The organism is Staphylococcus piscifermentans, assembly GCF_900186985.1.
GTDB classification, from domain to species: Bacteria; Bacillota; Bacilli; order Staphylococcales; family Staphylococcaceae; genus Staphylococcus; species Staphylococcus piscifermentans.
This window is the reverse complement of record NZ_LT906447.1, coordinates 120,829-144,672: the sequence shown is the minus strand read 5'-3', so window position 1 is coordinate 144,672 and position 23,844 is coordinate 120,829. Positions and strand designations below refer to the sequence as shown.

Sequence of the window (23,844 nt, the reverse complement as noted above, 5' to 3'; positions counted from 1 at the left end):
TTTTATTCACTCTTTCTAATGTACTTACTTCAGTAAAGCATCCACTATCTTTTTACATTCGATTATACTGCTATTTAAGCACATTTATACTACATTGTACAGTTAAATATACAGTGTATAAAAAAAGAAGTTTCACGCGAAACATTTTTGTACATCAAAGATCAATATCTACTTAAAGCTTCCTGTCCTTTCACTCGAGGATTTCTACCGACAATCACAGCCGCACACATTACAGTGACAATTCCTGAAATTTGCCACGTATTTAATACATCACCTAAGAAAATTACTCCAGTTAAAATCGCTACAATTGGTTCGAGTGTTGCGAGAATTGAAGCTTTGCTCGCTTCTAAATGTTTAAGACCTGCTGTATAAAGTACATAAGCCATTACTGTTGAAATAAATGCTAAGCCAATGGATGCACCAATAACATCTGGATGTGCAAATTTTTCAATTTTAGAAGTTGTTTTACTGAAAATCAACATAAATAGACTAGTATATAGAAAGTTATAAGTCGTAATCGTTAAAGCAGAATAACGCTTAGTCACAGGCTTTGTGAAAATTGTATAAAGTGAATAGCATACCCCTGAAAGAATGCCTGTTATAATCACTTTCGTGCTTACTTCTACTTTAAATGAAGGTAATAATCCAACAACAAAACCACATCCTGTTATAGCTAAAATCAACGCAATAATTTTATTAGAATTCAAAGGCTCTTTGAAGAAAATTCGACTAAGTAAAGTTACAAAGATAGGACCTGTATAAAGCAAAGTTACCGCGAGCGATAAAGATGACTGTGAAAATGTTTCAAAATACAAATAATTGAAAAATACCATGCTTAAAATTCCTGCACCCGCAAAATAAACATGATCTTGCCATCTTGTTTTCAAAGATTTCGGATTTGATGCCAGCATAAAAACTATTAAAAAAATAAACGTCAATACTCCTCGAATAGTAACCACATCCCAAGCTGTAAACCCTCTGTCATACAGTGGTTGAATAAACAACCCGATTACTCCCCAACAAGCTGCACCTATTATTGTTAAAATATAGGGTCTCCATTTTGATTGTTGTTGCATACTATTACCTCCCTCATTTTTGTTTAATTAGCAATACGGTATCATTTTTCGGAATTGTTTGACAAATAAAAAGATGGTAATTCTTTAAATTGCAATTACCACCTTATGTGTTCCTTTTTAATTTAAAATGTAATAATTCCTATTAAACCAGCCACTAAGATCATAAACAATGAAGAGCCGATTGCCCACTTCATTACAACTTTCTGATTAGTACCATAATCGATACCGAGCATACCTACCAATAAATAACCGGCCGCATATAATGGACTTAGCACATGCAAAGGCTGACCTAAAATAGAAGCTCTTGCCATCATGGCTTTAGAAATCCCGAATTGATGTGCAGATTCTGCAAGAATAGGCAGAATACCGTAATAGAAAGGATCATTTGCCATGAAGTAGGTAAATGGCATACTTAAAATGGCCGTGATTAATGCAAAATGATTTCCCATAGCATCTGGTACAATATTTACTAATGAACTGGCCATTGCGTCCACCATTTTAGTTCCACTCATGACACCTGTGAATACGCCTGAAGCGAAAACTAAACTTACCACCGCTAATACATTGCCTGCATGGCGTTTAATAATCTCAGATTGTATATTCAAATGCGGATAGTTGATAATCAATGCTACTGCAAAACCAAGCATGAAGAGTACCGGAATAGGTAAGAAACTTGTAATCAAAGCACTTAACAAGGCAATTGTTAAAATCGTATTGATTATCGTTAATTTCGGTCTCAATAATTCTTTATCCTCTTCATTTGTTCCATTCGCATTGTTCATTTCATCTAACGTGAGTGAAAGATGATTCTGAATGCCGATTCTTTTTCTTTCTCTGAGACCTAAAACATAGGCAGCGAAGAAGGCAAAAAGGATACCTGCAACCATAACTGGAATCAGAGGTGTGAAAACTTCTTCAGTCGTTAATTGCAGTGAAGAAATCGCGCGGGCTGTCGGTCCTCCCCATGGTGTCATATTCATGACTCCGATTGAGAGCAACGCTAAAGTAGATAATATGTATAGGTTCATCCCCATTTTCTTATAAAGCGGCATCATTGCTGTTACTGTAATAATAAAAGTTGTTGTGCCGTCCCCGTCCAGCGCTACAATTGAAGCTAAAGCAACTGTGCCGATAGTGATTTTAACTGGGTCACCTTTAACACCTTTCATAATTATGCTGATGATAGGATTGAATAATCCTGCATCAATCATGACCCCAAAATAGAGTATTGCAAAAATTAACATAATCCCGGTAGGTGCTACAGTAGTCAAACCTTCCAATATATCTTTACCTAAGCTTGAATAAAATCCCCCAATCAAGCCGAAGACTACTGGAACTACGATGAGTGCAACTAACGCAGACATTTTCCTGCTCATGATTAAAATCATAAAGACGACAATCATGATAAAGCCTAAAATTGCTAAATTCATAAAATCTCCCCTTTGTCTATATTTTGTTGTAACCCCTTTCAAGTAGATATAGAATATCATATCGTTTTAATATTGTGAATATTCAATATATAAATCTGCTTATTCTGTTAAAGCGTCGAAAATATAAAAATTAAAAGTATGAATACTCTTATTTCTAGAGATCCATACTTTATGAATTATTTATTTTGAATAAGACTCTGCAAATTTCACCAATATATTTTTGTAAGTTTCTATAGAGTTAATTTCAGCATATTCATTATCCCCATGCCATGCTGCACCAGAAGGACCGAACTCAACAGCAGGTGTGCCGAATCGAGCAAAATATCTTGTGTCTGCAAATCCATGCTGTCCAAATAATTTGATAGTTTCAGCAGGTTGTTGAGTTTCCTCAGAAATTTCTTTGACTAGCTTTTGTATTAATGGATTATCTGTTTCATTTATCACAGAAGCACCTGATAAATGAACCGAAATTTCACCATCCGTTATGGTTTGAATCTGTTTTAAAATTTCTTCTTCATTTTGGCCAGGTAAAAATCGTATATCATATGAAATGACCGCTTCATCTGGTACTTTGTTATAAACTGTTCCCCCTCTGATTTTGGCCAAGTTAATAGACGGCCCATCAAATAATGCTGTAGATTCTTTAGCAAAAGGTAATTCTAATATTTTTTGATAAGTTTCCAATGCTTTTTCAATAGCATTATCACCTTCCCATGGGCGGCTGCCATGCGCTGATTTACCTTTTAAATGAATATCAATTTGCAGGATCCCTTTAGCTTGATAACCAATACCAAGTTGAGTAGGCTCTCCACAGATTACAAAATCCCCCAAATAGCCTTGTTCTGTTAAGAAATTAGCACCATGTTTTCCGCCAATTTCCTCATCTGTTACAAGTTGCAACTGAACAGATGTATTTCCTAAATCTTTATGTTGTAATTCGCTCAAAGCACTCATCATGGCACTTACACCTGCTTTCATATCAGCAGATCCACGTCCATAAATCTTATTTCCTTCAACCTTGGGTTCAAATTGATCAGGATTACCGCTCACAACATCTACATGTCCATTCAAAATTAATCTTTTTTCTCCTGCCCCTACGTTACAAATAAGAGAATCAAATCCATCGTTGGTTAATCGTACTGGTTCTAACCCTTCTTGTTCCAACCATGCTTTACAAAATTGAAGTGTTTTATTCGCTGCATCTTTAGTTGAACTGTCAAATTCAATTAATGATTTTAATAAATCTAATGTCTTTGTCATAGGAATACCTTCTCTCTTTTAAGTTAGGTCACAGTATAATCTAGAGATTGAATATTGACAAGGTTCTGAATATTTAGTAGTATTGTTGTTAAGTCACTAGACTTTCTGAAGTATACAAGTGAATTTAATTGAGCAAAGAGGCTTATACAATATCCGTAAAGGATAATTGTGTAGGCCTCTTTTTGTGTTAAGGAGGATATTTATATGGGAGATAATTTGAATCATAACTGGATTAATGGCAAGAAAATTCAAACTGACAACGTCTTGAAAGTTACTAATCCAGCAACAAACGAAGTAATCGGAGAAGTGCCTAGTGTAACTGAAGCTTTAATCAATGATGCAATCGATGCTTCATACCAAGCATTCTCTTCTTGGTCAGCATTAACAGCAGCTGAACGTGCTGATTATTTACATGCGTGGGCTGAAAATTTGCTTCACAAAAAAGAAAAACTCGCTTCTATCATGACAGAAGAACAAGGCAAGCCTTATAGCGAGTCTTTAGGAGAGATTGAAGGGTGCGCTCAATTCATTAAATGGAATGCAGAAGAAGGAAAACGGATATACGGTGAGATTATCCCCCCTTCTTCCCCTAACCAACGCATCTCAGTTATTAAGCAACCTGTAGGTGTTTGCGCACTTATCACACCATGGAATTTCCCAGGCGCTATGGTAGCTAGAAAAGTTTCACCTGCACTTGCAGCAGGCTGTACGGTTATCGTTAAGCCGTCTAGTGAAACACCGCGCATAGCAATCGCTATTATGGATGAATTAATGACAACCGGTATCGATAATGGTGTAGCAAATTTGATAACAGGCAAGTCATCACTCATTTCTGAAACACTATTACATGATCGCCGTGTCAGTAAAATTTCTTTTACCGGATCTACAGAAATCGGAAAGTTGTTAATGAAAAAAGCTGCTGACCAAGTGAAGCGTATCTCTTTAGAACTTGGCGGCAACGCACCGGCTATCGTGCTTAACGATGCAGATTTAGATCAAGCTGCAGATGCCATTGTAGAAAACAAATTCGAAAACACAGGCCAGATGTGCAATGGCATTAATACGGTACTTGTTCAAAACGAAATCAGAGATGAACTTACAACTAAGATCATTGAGCGTGTGAACCAGTTAAGAGTAGGTCCTGGCAATCAAAAGGATGTTCAAGTCGGTCCATTAATTAATTCAGGAGCTATCGAAAAAGTTGAAAAACTTGTAAGTGAAGCTGAAAAAGAAGGTGCAAATATTGCTGCAGGCGGTAAAAAAGTGGATGATTCACCTTCTGACTTATTTTATCAACCTACAGTCGTTACAAATGTTAAACCTGAGATGTCTATTGCTAAAGAAGAAATATTCGGACCTGTAGCACCTATTATTTCTTTCGACACAATAGCTGAGGCTATTAAAATTGCAAATGCTTCTCCATACGGTTTAGCGGCCTATTTCTTCTCAAACAATATAAATACTGTCTATCAAGTCAGTGAACAATTAGACTTCGGAATGATTGGTGTAAATGGTACTCAATTAAGTGTCCCTCAAGCACCATTCGGCGGTATCAAAGAAAGCGGAATGGGTCGTGAAGGCGGTCATTATGGATTAGATGGTTTCTTAGAATTAAAATATATCTCACTTTCATTAGATGCATAAATATTAAGGAGGCGGTTCAAATGTTTAGAGAGATTAATGATTTTAACAAACATCGTCGTAACAAAAAGAAAACAGGAAACATTACAAAAGATGAAATGATGGAAATGATTGAAAAAGGTGAAATTGATACTTTGGTACTTGGTTTTTGCGATATGCAAGGTCGTTTGATGGGGAAACGTATCACAGGCGATTTCATTTTAGAAAATGACATTTCAGAGGGCACACACTTTTGTAACTATCTCTTAGGTACAAACTTCGAAATGGATACAGATGATGGCTATGATTTCATGAATTGGGATAAAGGATATGGTGATTATTTAGCATTGCCAGATTGGAATACTTTAAAAGTAATTCCTTGGATGTCACGTACAGCTATGGTTTTTGCAGATGTATATACAGTAGATGGCAGTGAACCAATCAGCGTGGCTCCGCGTAATATTTTGCAACACCAAATCCAAAAAGCTGAAGCTTACGGACTATCTCCTCATATGGCCAGTGAATTAGAATTCTACTTATTTAATGATTCATTTAAAGACATAAATGCACAAGGCTATGATGAATTAGAACCAGCAGGACATTTAAACGAAGACTATAATTTATTGCAAGGTTCAAAAAACGAACCGCTTTATCAAGAAATTCGTCGCCAAATGAGTCTGATGGATATTATCGTTGAATCTTCTAAAGGTGAAGCTTACAAAGGACAACATGAAATCAACTTAAAATATTCAGATGCAATCAATGCAGCAGATCAGCATTTAATGTTCAAACATGGAATGAAAGAAATTTGTATTCAAAATGAGAAATCTGTTACTTTCATGGCTAAACCTTTTGAAGAGTGGACAGGCTCAAGCGGCCATATCCATTTAAGTATGATGGATACCAATACTGGCAAAAATGCTTTTTATGCAGGTAATGATGCAGCAAATCCAATGTCAGAAACAATGCAGCATTTCTTAGCAGGTGTCATCAAATATACGAAAGATTTTGCATTGATGTTTGCTCCGAATATTAATTCTTATAAACGTTTTGCTCCAAATAGTTGGGCACCGGTAAGTATCGCATGGAGCAAAGATAACCGTTCTGCTGGTTATCGTGTTGTAGGTGAAGGTAATGCTTTACGCTTTGAATCCCGTATTTGCGGAGCAGACATGAATCCATATCTTGCTTATGCTGCTTTAATCGGCGCAGGTTTATATGGAATTGAACATAAAGAAACTTTAACTGATGAGTTAAAAGGTAATGCGTATGAACAAAATGAAGTGGATCGTATTCCATCTTCTCTTCATCAAGCAATTTTAGAATGGAAAAACAGTGATGTGGTGAAAGAAGTGCTTGGCGAAGAAGTAGCAAAACACTATTTACATGCAGCACAAACAGAACAAGATGAATACGATTCATTTGTAACTACGTGGGAACGCGCGCGTTACTTTGAACAAGGTTAATCTTTTTCAATATAAACTTATTATACGAGGAGGCTTTTTAAATGAGATTAAAAGATAAAGTATGCATTATAACAGGTGCCGGTGGCGGTATGGGTAAAGTCGCGGCAGAGATGTTTTCTAAAGAAGGTGCAAAAGTCGCTGTATTTGAAAGAGATCAAAAAGCAGGAAAACAAGTTGTGGATCAAATCAACCAAGATGGTGGCGATGCTTCTTTCTTTGAAGTCGATATTATTGATGAAGATGCTGTAAAAAATGCAGTAGAAGGCGTTGTTGAAGAATATGGCCGCATTGATGTGTTATACAATAATGCAGGTGTAATGCCTGAAGCTGACAACTCTGTTATCAACACTGAACAAGCAGTTTGGGACTTAGTGATGAATATCAATGTCAAAGGTATTTTCTTGATGACAAAATATGTTATTCCAGTTATGGAAAAGCAAGCTTCTGGGTCAATTATTAATATCGCTTCTTTTGTAGCCCAAATGGGTTGCTCGGTTCCTCAAGATGCCTATACTGCATCTAAAGGTGCAGTGGTCGCATTAACAAAATCATTAGCCATTCAATTCCGTCCGAAAGGTATCAGAACCAATGCTATCAGCCCTGGTCCTATAGAAACACCTTTATTAATGGAATGGCTAGTATCTGATGAAGAAGCCAAAGCAGTCCGTTTAGGCCGCCAACCTGCAGGACGTTTCGGCAAACCTGAAGATATTATCAATTGTGCCATCTATCTTGCTTCAGATGAATCCGATTGGACAAATGGTGCAAATATTAATGTAGATGGCGGTATTACTGCCAATTATTTCTAAGAATAACCTGAAATTACTCCTAAAACCTTCCTAAATAAAATAAACAACCCTAAATTAAAACAGAGCTGATCAACTCCCTTCAGCTCTGTTTTAATGTATTTTATAGTTTTGATAGATTGATTTGTATATGATTTTATTTATATTTTAGATTTCGTTTCGGGAACCTCTTCACCGCGTTCAATTGCTTCTTCTTCGATATATTCATCAGGTTTAATAATACCTGCACGTCGATCAATTTCTTCCAATTTTCTTGCTTTAGGCAAACATAAGAGATAAGCAAACCCAATAGCAATAAGTCCAGCGCTGAATTTACCAATCATGACTGCTGGGATTAAATTTGGTTGGAAATTAGCAGTGTAAGAGAGATGGTCTCCAAGCAAGAAAGCTGAACATACACCAAACGAAATATTTATGACTTTATCTTTAGGCGGCATATCTTTAACTAATTTAAACATTGCTAAAATATTAGCCATGGTAGCAATAATCCCAGCACTTCCTACTTCACTCAATCCTACTTTTTGTCCAAATCGAGTTAATGCATTTGAAAAGTATTTTCTAATTAAGTAAACCATTGGAAAAGCTCCAGAAAGCATAATTGCGATATTCCCAGCATTTTCTAACGCCCTGAATTTGTCTTTGTCATCTGCCATAATAGGGTCAAATCCCCAAACGCCAAATACATTTGTGAAAAAACCAGTAAAAATCTGTACTACTGAAAATACAAAGACGAGTTTGATACAAACATCTAATATTTTACCAAATATAATAAACCCTTTAATCATAATATCTGAGAAGAAGTATAAACCTGCTGCTGTGACGATAACAAAAATGAGTAACGGCAATAAATTCAACAACACTGTTGAAAAACTAATTGAAAATACATGTGTAGCTGCGCCTACTGTCTCTATTGTTGTTCTTATTTTTACATGACTCATGATCATAATAAATGTAGAAATAAATACACCAAAAGGAATCGCTAGCAATCCAGATAATATCCCTAATGCCATATATTTATGATCTCTTTTTTCTAACATGGGCAATCCCAAAGGAATAGAGAATACAATTGTAGCACCTGCCATAAAACCTACAATCATTGCCATAATCCATCCTTCATAACTCTCTTTCAAAACATTTGCCAATTGGTAGCCACCCATGTCTGTGGCTAATATTGAAGTTGCAGCAATGGCTGGATCAGCCCCTATTTTATGAAATAACGGCCCGAACACCTGCTCAATAAAACGTGAAATAAATGGAATAGAAGCCATAATTCCTGCTGAATTAGCAAAGATAGGACCAATTGTAAATATCCCTTCCATAAATTCTTTACCGATTCCAACTTCAGGATTCCTGATTGCTCCGAAAGCTCCTAATACTGCACAAATCATGATGATATATATGATTACTGTACCAATGTGTTCCATAAAGCATTCCCCCATTAAATCGTTGAGTTTATTAGAAATAATATTGTTTCAATTCTCTGCTATACTTTTTTAAACCACCTCCTAAAATGCAAAAAGATGCCTACAGACCTCTTGGTCAATGTAAGCATCTTTGCTTCGTATCCTATTCACTTTTATAATTTATATCATTTGGTCAACTGTTTAATGACTTTTGCGGCTACTTTCTCCATTGAAATATGATGATTCATACTTAGTTTGCGTAATTTTTGGTAAGCCGCTTCTTCATCTAATTTCATTTCAGTCATTAATAAACCTTTTGCTTTTTCTATGAGTTTGCGATTCTCAACTTCTTCTTTTGCCTCATGCGACTCTTGTCTAAGTGCAGACATCTTTACAGATTGTGCCAATGCTATTTCCACCGCAGTTAGCAACTGAGATTCTGAAATAGGTTTGATGATATATCCCACAATATTGGCATCTTTAGCTTGTTCAATATATTCGCTTTGACTAAATGCAGAAACGATTAAGATGGGTACATTATGTCGCTGACTGATAATCTTACTCGCCTTTAAGCCATTTAACTTCGGCATCTTAATATCCATAATAATTAAATCCGGTTTTTCTGTTTCATTCAGTTCAATTGCTTTTTCTCCATTTCCCACAGCAGAGGCAACGTCATAACCTGCTTCTTTCAACGTTTCAACGATATCTAAACGTACAATTGAATCATCTTCAGCAACAATAATTTTTTTCAATTTAGCGACTCCCCCAATCATCAAATACCACCTTTCCCAAAGTGCCGAGATGATTGCGTCCAATCGTAAATTGTCCTTCTAAATCATTCTCAGTAATTGTATTTATGATATTTAGTCCAAACGATTGCTTATAATTCCCTTGTTCTTCTTGTCCATCATCTTGCACCATTAATACTAATTTCCCCGTTTTATTATTTTTTTCAAAAATAACATCGATATGACCTTCTTCTTGATGATTAAAAGCATGAGTGACACAATTTGTAATCAATTCATTAGCAATCAAGGCGACTGAAACTGCAATATTAGATGATAGATAAAATGATTCTTGGATGTCGAAATGAATATGTAAATGTTGCGCATTCCCAGTACTTACAAGCATATTCCCGATTTTAATTATTAATTTCCCAATATCAACCTGATCAGCATACGCACCATCTAATATCACTTCGTAAACTGAAGCAATACTAAGTATTCTGTTTAAACTCTCTTCAAAGTAATGTTTGCTTTCCTCAGGTATTCCTCTTCTCATTTGCAGTCTTAATAAGCTTGCAACTGTTTGAAGATTATTTTTCACACGGTGATGCACTTCGCGAAGCGCAACAGATTTAGAAATAAGTTCTTTCTCTTTTTCCTTTAAGTCAGTGATATCATGCAGCATGATGATATGTCCTGATACATTCCCTAAATCATCAAATAATCGAATACACTTTACTTGGAAGTAATGACCTTGGAGCTTTCGCTCTTTAATGGTAATCACTTTACCGTCTGTCAACATTTCTTCTATGTTAGGAAACAAGTCGACAAAGGAAAGACCCATTTTACAATCAATGCCGACAATATCTTTTACTAACTTTTCTGCTGTTAAATTAAAATAACGGATAATCAAGTCTTGATCGATATCGAACAAACTTTCATCAATCATATCTGAGAAAAACAACTGTTTTTCACTCGGATGCGATACAATTTGACTCAACGTATAAGTTGCTTCAGTCAGTGCTTTCATTTTATTTTCTTCAAGCAATTGATTACTGATATCTTTTTCCATAATCAACGCAGCAATCACACGATTATTATAAATAATAGGTGTAACATTTTGTTCAATCACTTTGCCTTCTTGAGACATTCCTCTATGATGATATACGCTTTTCTTAGTTTTAAAAACTTCGAATACAGCTGGTTCGAATCTTTCATAGGCATTTTGTTTAATAACAGAATTATGATATAACATGTTATTTTGGTCCGGCGAGGCTTCTGCTACTACAATGATGTGCTTGTTATTTTCAGTAGGACAATCAATAAAAATACTAGCTTCATTAAGCTTTGCCATCGTTTGTAAGTGTTTGGATAATTCCTCAATTTCTTCAATTTCATCTTCAGTTAAATTTGTATGTTGTTTACATATTTCTCGAATATTTTCTATATCGCATCATTCCCAAAGTACGGAGATTAGAATATTTTGATTATTCATAATTATATACTATTATCTATTCCACTTTAGAAATTGTCAAATTTGTGAAAGAATGCATTTATTACATAGATATTGTTTTACCTTATGACGAAAAAACAGACAGCGTTTTGGCGCTGTCTGTTTCATTAGTTCATTTTTATTATTAAACGTCCTACATCTCCGCTTGCTAATTGATCAAAACCTTCATTAATTTCATCTAACGATAATGTTTTACTGATCAGCGGGTCAATATTAAGTCTTCCTTGCTGATACAAGCTTACAAACCTTGGTATATCTCTGTCAGGAACACAACTGCCAACATAAGACCCTTTTATTGTACGCTCTTCTGCAGCTAAAGTTACTTGTGGAAAAGAAAATTGTGCTTTAGGATCAGGTAGTCCAGTTGTTACAGTAGCACCGCCTCTCTTAGTAATAGCATATGCTGTTTGCATTGCCGGCACTACTCCTGCTGTTTCAAATGCGTATTCAACTCCACCTGCTACATAATCTTTAATCTTTTCAACTATATTCTCATCCCCTGAATTAAAAACAGCAGTAGCACCTAAGGTTTTGGCTAATTGGAATTTATTTTCATTAATATCTAAGGCAATAATTTCATTGGCACCTGCTAACTTTGCGCCTAATATTGCATTTAAACCAATTCCTCCTAGTCCAACAATAGCTACATTACTTCCAGGCTTGATTTGAGCCGTATTCATTACAGCTCCTATTCCAGTGATGACCGCACATCCAAAAACAGCTGCTCGTTCAAAAGGAATAGATGAATCTACTTTTACAATTGAATTCTCTGATACGACAGCATAATCAGAAAAACCTGAAACACCTAAGTGATGGTTAATAGGTCTGCCCTCTTTAGATAAACGCCGTCCTCCTTCGAGCATTTCTCCTTTTTCATTAGATTCTGCTCCATTTTCACACAAAGCTGGTCGTCCTTCTCTACATGGTATACAATGACCACAACTCGGTATAAACGTGCATACAACGTGGTCGCCCACTTCAAATTGTGTGACCTCGTTTCCTACTTCAATAATTTCTCCAGCTGCTTCATGTCCTAACGCCATAGGCATAGGTCTTGGTCTGCTCCCATTAATTACAGATAAGTCTGAATGGCATAACCCTGCTGCATGAATTTTAATGAGTACTTCATGATTTTCAGGTAACTCTAGTTGCAATGTTTCAACTTTAAGCGGTTTTGAATCTTTATACGGGCTTTTTAATCCCATTTCATATAATACGGCGGCTTTAGTTTCCATCTAACATCCCTCCTTATTCATAGTAACCATCTGTTGATTTTCTGAATGTAGCAAATTGGTCGCCATCATGACCAAACCAAATTTGTGCATCCTTTTCATCTGCAAGTTGTTTGATTTTTTCTACTGAATCAGACCATCCAATAGAATCATAGATAATACCTGGTGGTTTTAAAGTAGGCTCCATACTATCTTTAGTATAAATAGCATCAGAAGCTAAAATTACAGTGCCTAATTCTTCCGTTTCGATTTCTAATCCAATCATTCCCCAAGCATGACCACTTCCAAAATTCAAAACTTTTACCCCTTCTACTAAATTCAGATGATCTTGATCACGTTTAATCGTTTTCCAACTTAAATCATTTTTAATCCATGCATCGATATCACTCCATATATAGGCACCTGCTTGTTGATTACGTGCGTAACCTTTCATTGCTCCACTCAATTCATCATCATGTACAATAATTGTCGCATTTGTAAAATACTCTAAACACCCTGCGTGGTCTAAATGCAAATGTGAAGCTACTACTATATCCACTTCTTTTGGGTCTATTCCAAGTTGTTCTAATCGATTTGGCAAATGACATGATTCATCTGCAAAATATGGAAATGCTTTTTGTGTTGCTGTAATCCATCGACCTTCTTCTCCCATAGAATTAGGATTACAAGCAGTATCAAATAATATCTTTGCATCAGGATGATCAATAAAAACAGTATAAATAGGAAATTCATGCATTTCATTCGGTTGGTTAGGATTATCACTAGTGGCTTGGTTTGAATTCGCAATCATTAAATTTTTGTCCATCTTCATCGTGCCATTGTCCAAAACATAAATCTTCATTCTATCCTTCTTTATATTTGTCATCTCAACCACTCCCTTAATGAGTATAATTTCATTTTACTTTATAAATGTAACCGCTTACAAATAATTAGTTGAGAATCTGATTAATTTTTACAATTAATTTACTATTCAATCACTTCCAAACAATACTTTATCTAATACCTCCACCGTTTCATGCATTTTTTCATCTTCCACATTCGCAAAACCTATAATAATAGTTTGAGCGAATTGTTGAGAGATATCCTCTTGCATAAAACGATTGAGCGTGTACAATTCTAGTTCATAATCTTCGGCTCTTGCCTCGACTTGTTCATATGTGTAAGGTGAATCTACGTATATCACAAAATGTAAGCCTGCTTTTACATTTTTAATAGTGACACTTTTACTTAATCTCGTTTTCAGTATGCGCACGAGTTTTTTTCTTTTATGTTCATATAAATGGCTCATTTTCCGAATATATCTCTCATAATGTCCATTATCAATAAACTTAGATAATGTTAACGCATTTAAAGTACTGATTTCTGATACTGAATCTTTAAATGCAGCCTCGAAATCTGCTACTAATTGCTCTGGTAAAATCATATAACTAATTCTTAACCCCGGTAAAAGTGTTTTTGAAAAGGTACCTAAATAGATGACCCTATTATTCTTATCTAAACTAAACAAAGAAGGTATATTATCTGTTCCATATTTATATTCGCTATCGTAGTCATCTTCAATAATAAAATGCTCTAAACTGGTTGCCCAGTTGAGTAATTCGATTCTTCTAGAAATAGACATGATAGTTCCAATAGGAAACTGATGAGAAGGTGTTGTTAACATAAGATGAGGATTATTCTTTTTAATAGTTTGTATGGAAGCTCCCTTATTGTCCAAAGGAATATGGGATATTTCAAAGTTCTGCTGCTGAATAAGGTGTCGCATACGCGTATAACCAGGATTTTCAATACCGATTAACGAGGCTTGATCGAATAATTTCAATAAGTATAAAATCAGTGCATTCGTCCCTGAACCAACAATAATCTGTTCTGTATCACAAGATATACCACGTTTAAATGAAACTAATTTAGCTATAGACTGTCTCAATTGCAAAGGTCCTTTAAAGTAAGGTACTTCTGACAAGAGTGCTTGTGACTCTTTGAATACTTGTTTTTGTAATTTTGTCCATGTCTCAATCGGAAATTCTGATAAATTTGTAGACATATGCGACAAAGTATATTTGAAATGAGACTTCTCCTCTACTTTTTCTTTAAATTGTTTTCCATCAGATTGATGATTGGGTTCTACAATTAATTCATTTAAAGATTCAATAAAATAACCTTGTCTTTCTTTCGTATAAATATAACCTTCCGCGATCAACTGTTCATAAGCTGTTTTTACGCTATTAATACTGACATTCATTTCTTTTGCTAAGGATCTTTTAGATAAAAGCTTTTCATGACTTTTATATTTATGATCTAAAATATCTTTTTTCAACTGATTGTAAATTTTTCTATATATATAATTTTGCTCATCTGTCATCTTTTACCTCCTCTGGTACCATTGTTTTTCTATTTCTGGTTCTTTTCATTGTACCAATTTATAACGTATGATACTCCTAATAAACAAATGGAGGGGATTCTATGACATTGCAAGGTAATCAAACAAATAAAGAAATGAGTAACCAAACTTATGGGGAATTAAGAAATCGTTATGTAGCACGAGGGGTTGGCAATGGCAATTTAAATGTAGCTAAACATGCTGAAGGTGCTACGGTTACTGATATTGAAGGCAATGAATATATTGATTTTGCTGCAGCAATCGGTACTTTGAATGTAGGTCACAGTCATCCTAAAATTGTAGAGCATATTAAAGAGAAGGTTGAAGATTTTATACATCCAGGATTTAATGTCATTATGTATGAAAGTTACTTGCAGTTAGCTGAAAAATTAGCACATCTGACACCGGGTGATTTTGATAAAAAAGTGATTTTACTCAACTCTGGGGCTGAAGCCGTTGAGAATGCGGTCAAAATTGCCAGAAAGTATACAGGCAGAACAGGCGTTGTATCCTTTGTACGCGGTTTCCATGGTCGTACTAACTTAACAATGTCTATGACAAGTAAAGTTCGTCCTTATAAATTAGGTTTCGGGCCTTTTGCACCTGATGTTTACCAAGCTCCTTATCCTAATTTTTCAGAAAAGCCCGACAAATTAAGCGATGAAGAATATGTAGATTATACAATTCAACAACTGCGAGATTTCTTTATTTCAGCTGTAGATCCTGAAACAGTAGCTTGTATCGTAATGGAACCTGTTCAAGGTGAAGGTGGATTTATTATTCCAGATCAGAAATTTGTAGAAGCTGTCAGAGAAATTTGTAATGAACACAATATCGTATTTGTAGCAGATGAAATCCAATCAGGATTTGCTCGTACTGGCAAAACATTTGCGATGGAACATTTTGATGTAGCACCTGACTTGATGACTGTTTCTAAATCACTTGCAGCCGGCTTCCCTCTTAGCGGAGTTGTAGGTCGTGCAGAAATTATGGATAGTGCTAATCCGGGAGAATTGGGCGGTACTTATTGCGGTAACCCTATTGCTTGTGAAGCAGCTTTAAAAGTAATTGAAATTATTGAAGAAGAAAATCTTAATGAAAAAGCAGAACATATCGGTGCTGTTATTCAAGATAGACTAGAAGCATTATCACAAAAAGTCGACTTTATAGGAGATATTAGACGTCTTGGCGCAATGGTTGCTATGGAAATCGTAGACCCTGAAACAGGAGCGCCTGATAAAGCGAAAACTGCAGAAATTGTAAAACAAGCGAATGCTAATGGGCTTCTGCTGCTCTCGGCTGGTCTTAAAGGCAATGTTATACGTTTCTTAACACCACTTGTTATTACAGACGAAGAACTGAATAAAGGATTGGAGATTTTAGAAAATGTAAGCACAAACGTTTAAAAAATAGATAAATAAATGGGGTATGCGTTATGAAATCACATTTCAATAAATCCATGAGCATTATGGATGTTTTGTTTCTTGCCATCGGAGCCATGCTCGGTTGGGGATGGGTTGTATTATCAGGAGAATGGGTTTCAACAGCAGGATTTTTAGGGAGCATCATTGCATTTCTAATTGGTGGATTATTCGTTATCTTTATCGGTTTGACATATGCTGAATTAGCCTCAGCATTTCCAGAAACTGGCGGTGGCTTCGTCTTTGTTAAAAAAGCCTTTAAACCGGGTCTTGCCTTTATTTCTGGCTGGTCTGTTTTATTCGGTTATGTCTCAGTTATTACATTTGAAGCTGTGGCTCTGCCTACAGTAATTGATTACGTGCTTCCTTTCAAACACTCAGGATTTTTATGGAATATCCAGGGATGGGATGTTTATTTAACTTGGGTACTGATTGGATCCATCGGCAGTGTCATTTTAACATCACTTAACTATTTTGGTATTAAACCAGCTGCGATTACGCAGACAGTCTTTACAGTTTTTATTGTAGCAGTCGGCCTTCTGCTGGTTGGGGGCGCTGGTGTGAATGGAAACTTCCACAATTTGAAACCACTATTTGTTGATGGTTTCGGCGGTACAATGTCCATTCTCATTATGATTCCGTTCTTGTTCGTTGGTTTCGATGTTATTCCGCAAATTGCTGAAGAGGTAAAAGCCCCTTCTAAGAAAATCGGAAAAATATTGATTATTTCTATCATTGCATCTGTCTTTTTCTACTTATTAATCGTCTTCGGTGTAGCTACAGGCTTAACACCTAAAGAATTAAAAACAAGCAATTTAGCGACTGCTGATGCGATGGTTAACTTATTTGGAAGCAGCGGTTTCGGTGTACTACTCGTTCTCGGAGGAGTAGCTGGTATTATTACAAGTTGGAACGCTTTTATTATAGGTGGAAGCAGAATTTTATATGCTATGGCTAAGAACGGCATGATTCCTAAATGGTTCGCTTATATTCATCCAAAATATAAAACGCCTACTCATGGTATTATCTTCTTAGGAATACTAGCTTTCGTAGCACCATTATTAGGACGCCCTGCTTTAGTATGGATTGTAGATGCAGGGGGTATAGGTGTAGTAATTGGATATTTCCTAGTGGCATTATCATTCTTAAAACTAAGAAAAACGGCTCCAGATTTAGAACGCCCTTATAAAATTAAAAACGGCAAAGTTGTAGGAGTTATCGCAATTATTTTAAGTTTATCGTTCATAGCAATTTACTTGCCTGGCATGCCTTCATCATTATTATGGCCGTCTGAATGGCTGATCGTATTTGTATGGTATGGCAGCAGTATTATACTATGTTCAAAAGAGGAAAAATGAGGTGGTAAAAAATGGTAAAATTAGAAGTTTTGAACCCGGCAACGAATGATGTCATTGAAACTTTAGAGTACACAGATGAAGCAACGATTCATCAACAAATTGAAAATGCGCAGAAAGCCTTTGAGTCTTGGCGAGAAGTAGATGCACATACACGCTCGCAAAAGTTATGGGCTTGGTCTCAATTAATCGATGAACACAAAGAAGAATTAGCTGAATTGATTACCAAAGAAGGCGGCAAACCTTTGAAAGAAGCTTTAGGTGAAGTGGATTATGCGCGTTCATATGTAGACTGGTATGCAGAGGAAGCGAAGCGTCTCTATGGACGTACAATTCCGGCTAATACGACTTCTAAGAAGATTATTATTCAGTCATTTCCAGTTGGAGTAGTAGGTGCGATTACACCTTGGAACTTCCCAGCTGCAATGATTACACGTAAAATGGCCCCTGCCCTAGCTGCCGGCTGTACGATTGTGTGTAAACCTGCTGTGCAAACGCCATTAACGACGATTCGTTTAGTAGAACTTGCGCATGAAGCGGGCATTCCTGAAGATGCGATTCAATACGTCATTGCTTCTGGTAAAGACGCTGGCCGTATTTTCACAGAAAGCTCAATCATTCAAAAGATTACTTTTACAGGTTCTACTCCTGTCGGCAAAAAATTAATCGAAGGTGCTGCGGATTCAGTTAAAAATGTCACGATGGAATTAGGTGGACTGGCGCCTGTTATTGTTCATAAAGATGCTGATATTGACTTTGCAGTGGATCAGACAATTGCTACGAAGTTCAGAAACGCAGGTCAAACGTGTATTTGTGCTAACCGTATTTATGTGCATGAGGATATTGTATCGACTTACGTAGAAAAGTTAACTCAAAAAGTGGATGCTTTGAAAGTGGGTAATGGTCTGGATAAAGGCGTTGATGTAGGTCCTTTAATCAATCAAAAAGCAGTAGACAAAGTCGTCGCTCAAATTAAAGATGCTGAAGCTAAAGGCGGTAAACTTTCTCGTTCATTGGAAGATATTGAGTCATTAGGCGGTAATTTCTTGAAGCCTGTAGTGATTTCTAATGTTAATCAAGATATGGTAATCATGCATGAAGAAACGTTCGGCCCTGTGGCACCCGTGATGAGTTATTCTGAATTAGATGATGCGATTCAATATGCGAACGATACAGAATTTGGTTTAGCAGCTTACTTCTTCACAAATGATTATAAAACTGGCTTCCATCTCTATAATCATTTGGATTATGGTGTCATTGGCTGGAACGATGGAGGTCCTTCTGCTGCTCATGCTCCATTCGGCGGTATGAAAGAGAGCGGTTATGGCCGTGAAGGCGGTATTGAAGGTATTCAACCTTATTTAGAAACTAAATATTTATCTATCGGCAATATGTAAATGCTTGAAGGGACGGGGACATTATTTTGTTCAAGTCCCTTTTGTTTGCGACATGTTTAAAACTTTCTTATGCTTAATATGCTTTTATACAGCGGAGGCACTTTTCTGGTGCTCCGCTTTTTAATGGTTTCTTTTTCAAAGGAGGAATTAGAATGTATATTTGGGATAAAAAGTTTGATGGGAAGGATTATATTTATGGGAAATCTCCTAATGCGTATATTGAGGAGGTATTTAATCGCGAGACTGCTGATTCTGAGAGGGTGCTGATTATTGCTGAAGGTGAAGGCCGGAATGCGGTTTATTTAGCGGGTCTCGGTTATAAAGTGACGACGTACGATTTGTCGAAGGTCGGGATTGAGAAGCAAGTGAAGTTGGCAAGTGAAGCGGGTGTGAAGATTGATGCGCGTTATGGTGATGTGACTGAGGCCAATTTAGTGGCTGACAATTCATTTGATTATACTATTAATGTGTTTGGTCATGTGCTGACTGAGGACAAACCCGGCATGTTTAATAATTTGGTTCGTCCACTGGTTAATCATGGTCATAGTTATTTTGAATTCTATGCTAAAGATCAGGTGAATTTCGGTACGGGTGGCCCTAAAGATGTGAACATGTTGTACGATGTGGATGAAATTAAGGATTATTTATCTGATTTGCCGGTGAAGGTTCATCGTTTGGAAAAGGTGGAGGTTGAACGCCATGAGGGCAGCAAGCATAATGGTGTCGGCAGTGTGATTCAAGGTCATATTGAAAAAGTGGAAGATTAAAAAAAGAACGTTATGACAACATTTTCTGTTTGTCGTAACGTTCTTTTATCTAATATTATCTATTATTGTTTACTATTGATGTAACTATCAGGGTTAACGCTGTATTGGTTGCCTACTCCACCTTGCATGCGTTGGAAATGTAAGTGTGGTGCAGTTGAATTACCTGTACTGCCTGATTGACCGATTTGGTCACCTGCATTTACATTTTGGCCTTGTTGCACGTTTAATTTGTTCATGTGCATATACCATTGATAGTTGTCGCTGTTTTTCTCTTGGATGGTAACTTGGTTACCGCCGCCATAGTTGCTCCAGCCAGCTTGTGTAACCGTGCCGTCTGTTAATGAATAAACGGGTGTGTTTTCTGGCATACCATAGTCAACACCGTAGTGCGCACCGCCACCGTGATATTGTCCGTATTCTTGTAATTTAGGATGTTTTGTTAACCAGCTTGCATCTTGTGCTTTAGCGCCGTCTCCGTTATCACTCGTATCAGGTGTTTGTGTTGTAGTGCCTTCGCTTGAACCGCCCGCATTGTCTTGAGCATTATTTATTTGCGGTGCTTGTGCAGTTTGTGGTGTTTGCGCACTTGAAGTAGCGTTTTGTGATTGTGTATTTGAAATTTGTTCATTTGATTGATTATATGTTGAAGCATCTTGTGCTTGATTGTTTACTTGTGTATTTGTTGTATTTTGAGTCGTTGCTGCATTGTTTTGCGGATCAGCACTATTGTTTGAAGTTGTATTCTCTGTTGTTGCTTCTGCATCATTTGGATTCTGAGCTTTATCTTGCGCTGAAGGTGTTTCGTTTACATCGTAACCTTCATTATGTACTTCTGCATTTGAAGCATTGTGAGAGTAGTTATTATCGTCTTGTTGGTAATTTTGACTGAGCGCACTTTGAGGGAAGTAGAAATAATGTGTTGCGCCTTCTGAATCAGTTAATGTAAATTGATATTCATGATTATCAAACATTGATTGATTCCAATTGCCGTCTAATGTGTGATGGTAGTTGCCTTGTGCATCTTTAGTGAAGTAAGAACCGTAAGAATAACCTTTAGTTTGTTGTTGCTGTTGTTCAACTTGCGGTGTTCCTTGTGTTTGTTCCGCTGCATCTGCACTGTGACTGATGAATCCTACTGATGACACTCCTAAACCTACAATTGTTGCCGTCAATAATTTATTCATATTGTTTTTTCCCCGTCCTTTTCGTTTAATCAAATTTACAAGTTATAAACTATCATGGCCGGTCAATAAAATAAAGGCACTCAATTGATTTGTAAGAAATTGTATTTTGTATGTAATATGGTTACATACATTTGAATTTTCTACGAGTATTGTTAAATCAGCGTTGAGAACATAAAGTTTTTGCACATATATATCTTATATTTCAAACTATATTACAATGATTACGATTTGCTGTTTATTAGATTTCAATTACTTTCAAAGCATGTGACATTTCACGTTCAATATCTTTAGTGCGCCATTCTCTAAAGTAACCTAAAGATACACAGGCAAATTCAATGCCGGCTCTTTCTGTTTCTCCTCTGAAATGTACATGTCCCATCAAACTATATTGAATATTATATTGATGATACAGCGGCTCAAAATCTGATGTGCCTATAAATGCGTTGAAATAATTAAAGATTCGATGTGGCATAGGCACTCGGAAACTTGGGGTAGTGACCACGTGTGTCGCGAGAATAATCTTTCGGTCTCCTGCTTTCTGAAGGTCTCTTTTCGCCAAGGCGGCAGCTTTATGTGACACTTGGATATCGCTCATGCCCCAGTCTACGTGTACTTTATCTTGCCAGGTTGCGCCTTTGAAGCGGCGACGTTCTAGTCGTTCGGTGGTGTATTCTGGACTGGCATAGGTGTAGTCGTACCAACCGCTGTTGCCGACAATGGCCCACTCATCGTTAATGATGTAGGGATGGCCCATCAGACACTCGGGCTGTTGCATGAAAAATTCGTGTATTTGATGGGTGGTCTTATCGTCTACTTGCCAGTAATCGTGGTTGCCTGGAATGAAAAGTATTTCTTTGTAGGTCAGGCGCTGCATTGCTTTCACGAATTGGTAGGATTTGCGATAGTCGTTGGAGATATCGCCGGCTATAAGAAGGACGTCGAGCTGGTGGTCTTGGGTCAATTGTGCGAGTGTTTCTGCATATTCGGTTTCTGTGTAATCGGAAGGACGGTCGATATGCAGATCTGAGATGGTTCCTATTTTCATGGTACGCCCTCCTTTCTAGGTATTTATTTTATATTTTAGCTTATCGGCATTTGAGCACAAGTATAATGGATTGCTGAGTGTAATGTGTCAATCTACACAAAAATGTGAATATTAGAAACTTAGGAAACTGTAATTAAAATTATACATGACGGGTAAACTTAAGAGTGGAGAAAAAATCTGCAGACAGGTCTCTCCCAGAAAAAGCTCCCATTCAACATAAGGAAGGGTGATTTTTTTGGACCAATATGAAGCTTCTGAATTTATGATTGATTTACGAGATATTAATATGTCTTGGGATCAGTTAATAACTGACGAAGACGAATTGGTGGAGGCAGGCTATCCTCAATCTTTGATTAATCATTGGATTGAGAATGGCATGATTGCGTCATTTTCTCCGAATGACGGCGGTATTAAGCATTTCTATACACAAGATGTATTTAAAGCTACCGCGGTGCAGCTCAAACTTCAGTCTGAAGCTGAGCATGATATGGAGACCACGGACTGATTTGATTCTGTACGCGGTTTTCCGTGTCTGTGCGGTTGTGAATATTTTACACATATTATATTTCAAACGCAGGAACACCCCAACAGTTCTGATTCGGAACTAATGGGGTGTCTTTTTTATGACTATAATAGAATAACAAATTTTGCAGATGGTGTTAAATCGCGTATTTCATCCTCGTTTATTGATATTCTACAAATTTTTCAGTCGGCATTCTGAAGGAGTCGCGTGGTTCTTTGGCTTTCTTGCCGATTGCGACAATCATGACAGGTACATAGCGGTCTAACGGATAACCGAGGACTTCGCCGATTTGATCCGCATCAAACCCGCCTATCGGATTAGTATCATATCCGTGTTGTTTCGCAACGAGCATTAATTGCATTGCCATTAAACTGCTGTCTATTTTTACGATGTCATTCATTTGTTCACGTGCTAAATTTTGATAGCCATCTTTCACTAATGGCAACATTTGATCTTTCACTTCTTCTGGCATCATGCCATTTTCCACAGCGCTTTCATAAATGAAGTCTGCATATTCATAACATTGCAAGTCGCCGAAGATAACGAGCATTGCTGAAGATGTATCATTTTGATTCGTATTAAATTGGATATATGGTCTTAGTTTATCTTTAGCTTCATCACTTTGAACGACCGCCACTCTCCATGGCTGCATGTTCACTGAAGAAGGCGCTTTTGCCGCTTGTGCTAAGATTTCATCCATTTCTTCTTTTGGAATTTTATATTCAGGGTCAAACCCTTTTACAGATTTTCTACCGTTCAGAATATCAGTAAAGTTTTCCATTCTTTCACCTCGTAAGCATTTTTCTATATAATAGAATATAGGTTAAACCATGGTTTAAGGGAAGTGATTTGTTTGGAAAAATATTCAATTCAAGAGGTGTCTGATATGAAAGACATCTCCAAAAGTAAATTGCGTTATTACGAGAAGCATGGATTGTTGATGAATATTGAGCGTGATGCACATAATCAACGTGTCTATTCTCAAAAAGATATTGAGATGGTCAGCTTGATCCAATGTTTCAGTTTGCTCAGTATGCCATTGAAACAAATTAAACAAAGTGTAGAGAAACTTTCTAGGGATGAAGCGCAGATTGCGGATATTTTAGAAGCCCACCTGAATGTATTGAAAGCAGAAAGAGAAATTGTCGATTTGCGTATTTCTGCGATTGAAGAGAAGCTATCTCAAACTAAATGAATAACAAACAAATCCCCTTACTACACCACTAGTGAGGGGATTG

At 36.7% G+C, this 23,844-nt stretch carries 21 protein-coding genes; 9 read left to right on the top strand and 12 right to left on the bottom strand.

The window, feature by feature from the left end:
* Positions 1–161: 161 nt before the first annotated feature.
* From CKV71_RS00590 to CKV71_RS00580, 3 genes are all read right to left on the bottom strand, one after another.
* The gene (locus CKV71_RS00590; RefSeq protein ID WP_095102721.1) at positions 162–1,076 is read right to left on the bottom strand and encodes a DMT family transporter; all 915 of its coding nucleotides are present in this window, start codon (positions 1,074–1,076) and stop codon (positions 162–164) included.
* Positions 1,077–1,198: 122 nt separating this feature from the next.
* Positions 1,199–2,506 carry a CitMHS family transporter gene (locus tag CKV71_RS00585; RefSeq protein WP_095102720.1) on the bottom strand — a complete coding sequence of 436 codons (1,308 nt, stop codon included), beginning with the start codon at positions 2,504–2,506 and terminating at the stop codon, positions 1,199–1,201.
* A 180-nt stretch (positions 2,507–2,686) separates the two neighbouring features.
* Complete coding sequence (locus tag CKV71_RS00580; protein WP_095102718.1) at positions 2,687–3,766, bottom strand: M20 family metallopeptidase; 1,080 nt, start codon at positions 3,764–3,766, stop codon at positions 2,687–2,689.
* Positions 3,767–3,970: 204 nt separating this feature from the next.
* On the opposite strand from CKV71_RS00580, the gene CKV71_RS00575 reads away from it, so the two are divergent.
* From CKV71_RS00575 to CKV71_RS00565, 3 genes are read left to right on the top strand one after another with little or no spacing between them, the layout of a single operon-like run.
* Complete coding sequence (locus CKV71_RS00575) at positions 3,971–5,410, top strand: NAD-dependent succinate-semialdehyde dehydrogenase (protein ID WP_095102717.1); 1,440 nt, start codon at positions 3,971–3,973, stop codon at positions 5,408–5,410.
* Between the two features lie 20 nt (positions 5,411–5,430).
* Positions 5,431–6,852, top strand: coding sequence for a glutamine synthetase family protein (locus tag CKV71_RS00570; RefSeq protein ID WP_095102716.1), 1,422 nt, complete (start codon positions 5,431–5,433; stop codon positions 6,850–6,852).
* A gap of 41 nt (positions 6,853–6,893) precedes the next feature.
* Positions 6,894–7,661: an SDR family NAD(P)-dependent oxidoreductase gene (locus tag CKV71_RS00565; RefSeq protein ID WP_095102715.1), complete on the top strand. Its 768-nt coding sequence runs from the start codon at positions 6,894–6,896 to the stop codon at positions 7,659–7,661.
* Positions 7,662–7,798: 137 nt separating this feature from the next.
* Here the strand turns inward: CKV71_RS00565 and eutH are convergent, their stop codons facing one another.
* The 6 genes from eutH to gabR form a co-directional block, all read right to left on the bottom strand.
* Positions 7,799–9,082, bottom strand: coding sequence for an ethanolamine utilization protein EutH (gene eutH, locus CKV71_RS00560; RefSeq protein ID WP_095102714.1), 1,284 nt, complete (start codon positions 9,080–9,082; stop codon positions 7,799–7,801).
* A gap of 164 nt (positions 9,083–9,246) precedes the next feature.
* Positions 9,247–9,816 carry an ANTAR domain-containing response regulator gene (locus tag CKV71_RS00555; protein ID WP_306669203.1) on the bottom strand — a complete coding sequence of 190 codons (570 nt, stop codon included), beginning with the start codon at positions 9,814–9,816 and terminating at the stop codon, positions 9,247–9,249.
* 1 nt (position 9,817) lies between these two features.
* Positions 9,818–11,218 (bottom strand): sensor histidine kinase, encoded by a 1,401-nt coding sequence (locus CKV71_RS00550; RefSeq protein WP_233443937.1) that lies wholly within the window; start codon positions 11,216–11,218, stop codon positions 9,818–9,820.
* A 191-nt stretch (positions 11,219–11,409) separates the two neighbouring features.
* Positions 11,410–12,537 (bottom strand): zinc-dependent alcohol dehydrogenase family protein, encoded by a 1,128-nt coding sequence (locus CKV71_RS00545; RefSeq protein ID WP_095102706.1) that lies wholly within the window; start codon positions 12,535–12,537, stop codon positions 11,410–11,412.
* Positions 12,538–12,550: 13 nt separating this feature from the next.
* The gene (gene ahlS / locus CKV71_RS00540; protein ID WP_095102691.1) at positions 12,551–13,399 is read right to left on the bottom strand and encodes an AhlS family quorum-quenching N-acyl homoserine lactonase; all 849 of its coding nucleotides are present in this window, start codon (positions 13,397–13,399) and stop codon (positions 12,551–12,553) included.
* A 105-nt stretch (positions 13,400–13,504) separates the two neighbouring features.
* Positions 13,505–14,896 carry a MocR-like transcriptional regulator GabR gene (gabR, locus tag CKV71_RS00535; protein WP_095102687.1) on the bottom strand — a complete coding sequence of 464 codons (1,392 nt, stop codon included), beginning with the start codon at positions 14,894–14,896 and terminating at the stop codon, positions 13,505–13,507.
* A 101-nt stretch (positions 14,897–14,997) separates the two neighbouring features.
* Between gabR and gabT the strand changes: the two genes are divergently transcribed.
* From gabT to CKV71_RS00515, 4 genes are all read left to right on the top strand, one after another.
* Positions 14,998–16,320 (top strand): 4-aminobutyrate--2-oxoglutarate transaminase, encoded by a 1,323-nt coding sequence (gene gabT, locus CKV71_RS00530; RefSeq protein WP_095102684.1) that lies wholly within the window; start codon positions 14,998–15,000, stop codon positions 16,318–16,320.
* Positions 16,321–16,349: 29 nt separating this feature from the next.
* On the top strand, positions 16,350–17,693 hold the full coding sequence (locus CKV71_RS00525) for an APC family permease (protein ID WP_095102682.1): 1,344 nt from the start codon (positions 16,350–16,352) through the stop codon (positions 17,691–17,693).
* A gap of 11 nt (positions 17,694–17,704) precedes the next feature.
* Entirely contained in the window at positions 17,705–19,087 is a 1,383-nt protein-coding gene (locus CKV71_RS00520; protein WP_095102679.1) for an NAD-dependent succinate-semialdehyde dehydrogenase, read from the top strand.
* 152 nt (positions 19,088–19,239) lie between these two features.
* Positions 19,240–19,854, top strand: a complete 615-nt coding sequence (locus tag CKV71_RS00515; protein WP_095102676.1) for a class I SAM-dependent methyltransferase — start codon at positions 19,240–19,242, stop codon at positions 19,852–19,854.
* Between the two features lie 62 nt (positions 19,855–19,916).
* Here the strand turns inward: CKV71_RS00515 and CKV71_RS00510 are convergent, their stop codons facing one another.
* Together CKV71_RS00510 and CKV71_RS00505 are read right to left on the bottom strand one after the other, a co-directional pair.
* On the bottom strand, positions 19,917–21,038 hold the full coding sequence (locus CKV71_RS00510) for a M23 family metallopeptidase (protein ID WP_126557813.1): 1,122 nt from the start codon (positions 21,036–21,038) through the stop codon (positions 19,917–19,919).
* A gap of 238 nt (positions 21,039–21,276) precedes the next feature.
* Positions 21,277–22,083 (bottom strand): metallophosphoesterase, encoded by an 807-nt coding sequence (locus CKV71_RS00505; RefSeq protein ID WP_095102673.1) that lies wholly within the window; start codon positions 22,081–22,083, stop codon positions 21,277–21,279.
* Between the two features lie 226 nt (positions 22,084–22,309).
* On the opposite strand from CKV71_RS00505, the gene CKV71_RS00500 reads away from it, so the two are divergent.
* Entirely contained in the window at positions 22,310–22,588 is a 279-nt protein-coding gene (locus CKV71_RS00500) for a hypothetical protein (RefSeq protein WP_231917531.1), read from the top strand.
* 178 nt (positions 22,589–22,766) lie between these two features.
* On the opposite strand, the gene CKV71_RS00495 is transcribed toward CKV71_RS00500, so the two are convergent.
* Positions 22,767–23,387, bottom strand: a complete 621-nt coding sequence (locus CKV71_RS00495; protein ID WP_095102667.1) for a nitroreductase family protein — start codon at positions 23,385–23,387, stop codon at positions 22,767–22,769.
* A 63-nt stretch (positions 23,388–23,450) separates the two neighbouring features.
* Between CKV71_RS00495 and CKV71_RS00490 the strand changes: the two genes are divergently transcribed.
* Positions 23,451–23,801 carry a MerR family transcriptional regulator gene (locus tag CKV71_RS00490; RefSeq protein ID WP_257213576.1) on the top strand — a complete coding sequence of 117 codons (351 nt, stop codon included), beginning with the start codon at positions 23,451–23,453 and terminating at the stop codon, positions 23,799–23,801.
* Positions 23,802–23,844: the final 43 nt, after the last annotated feature.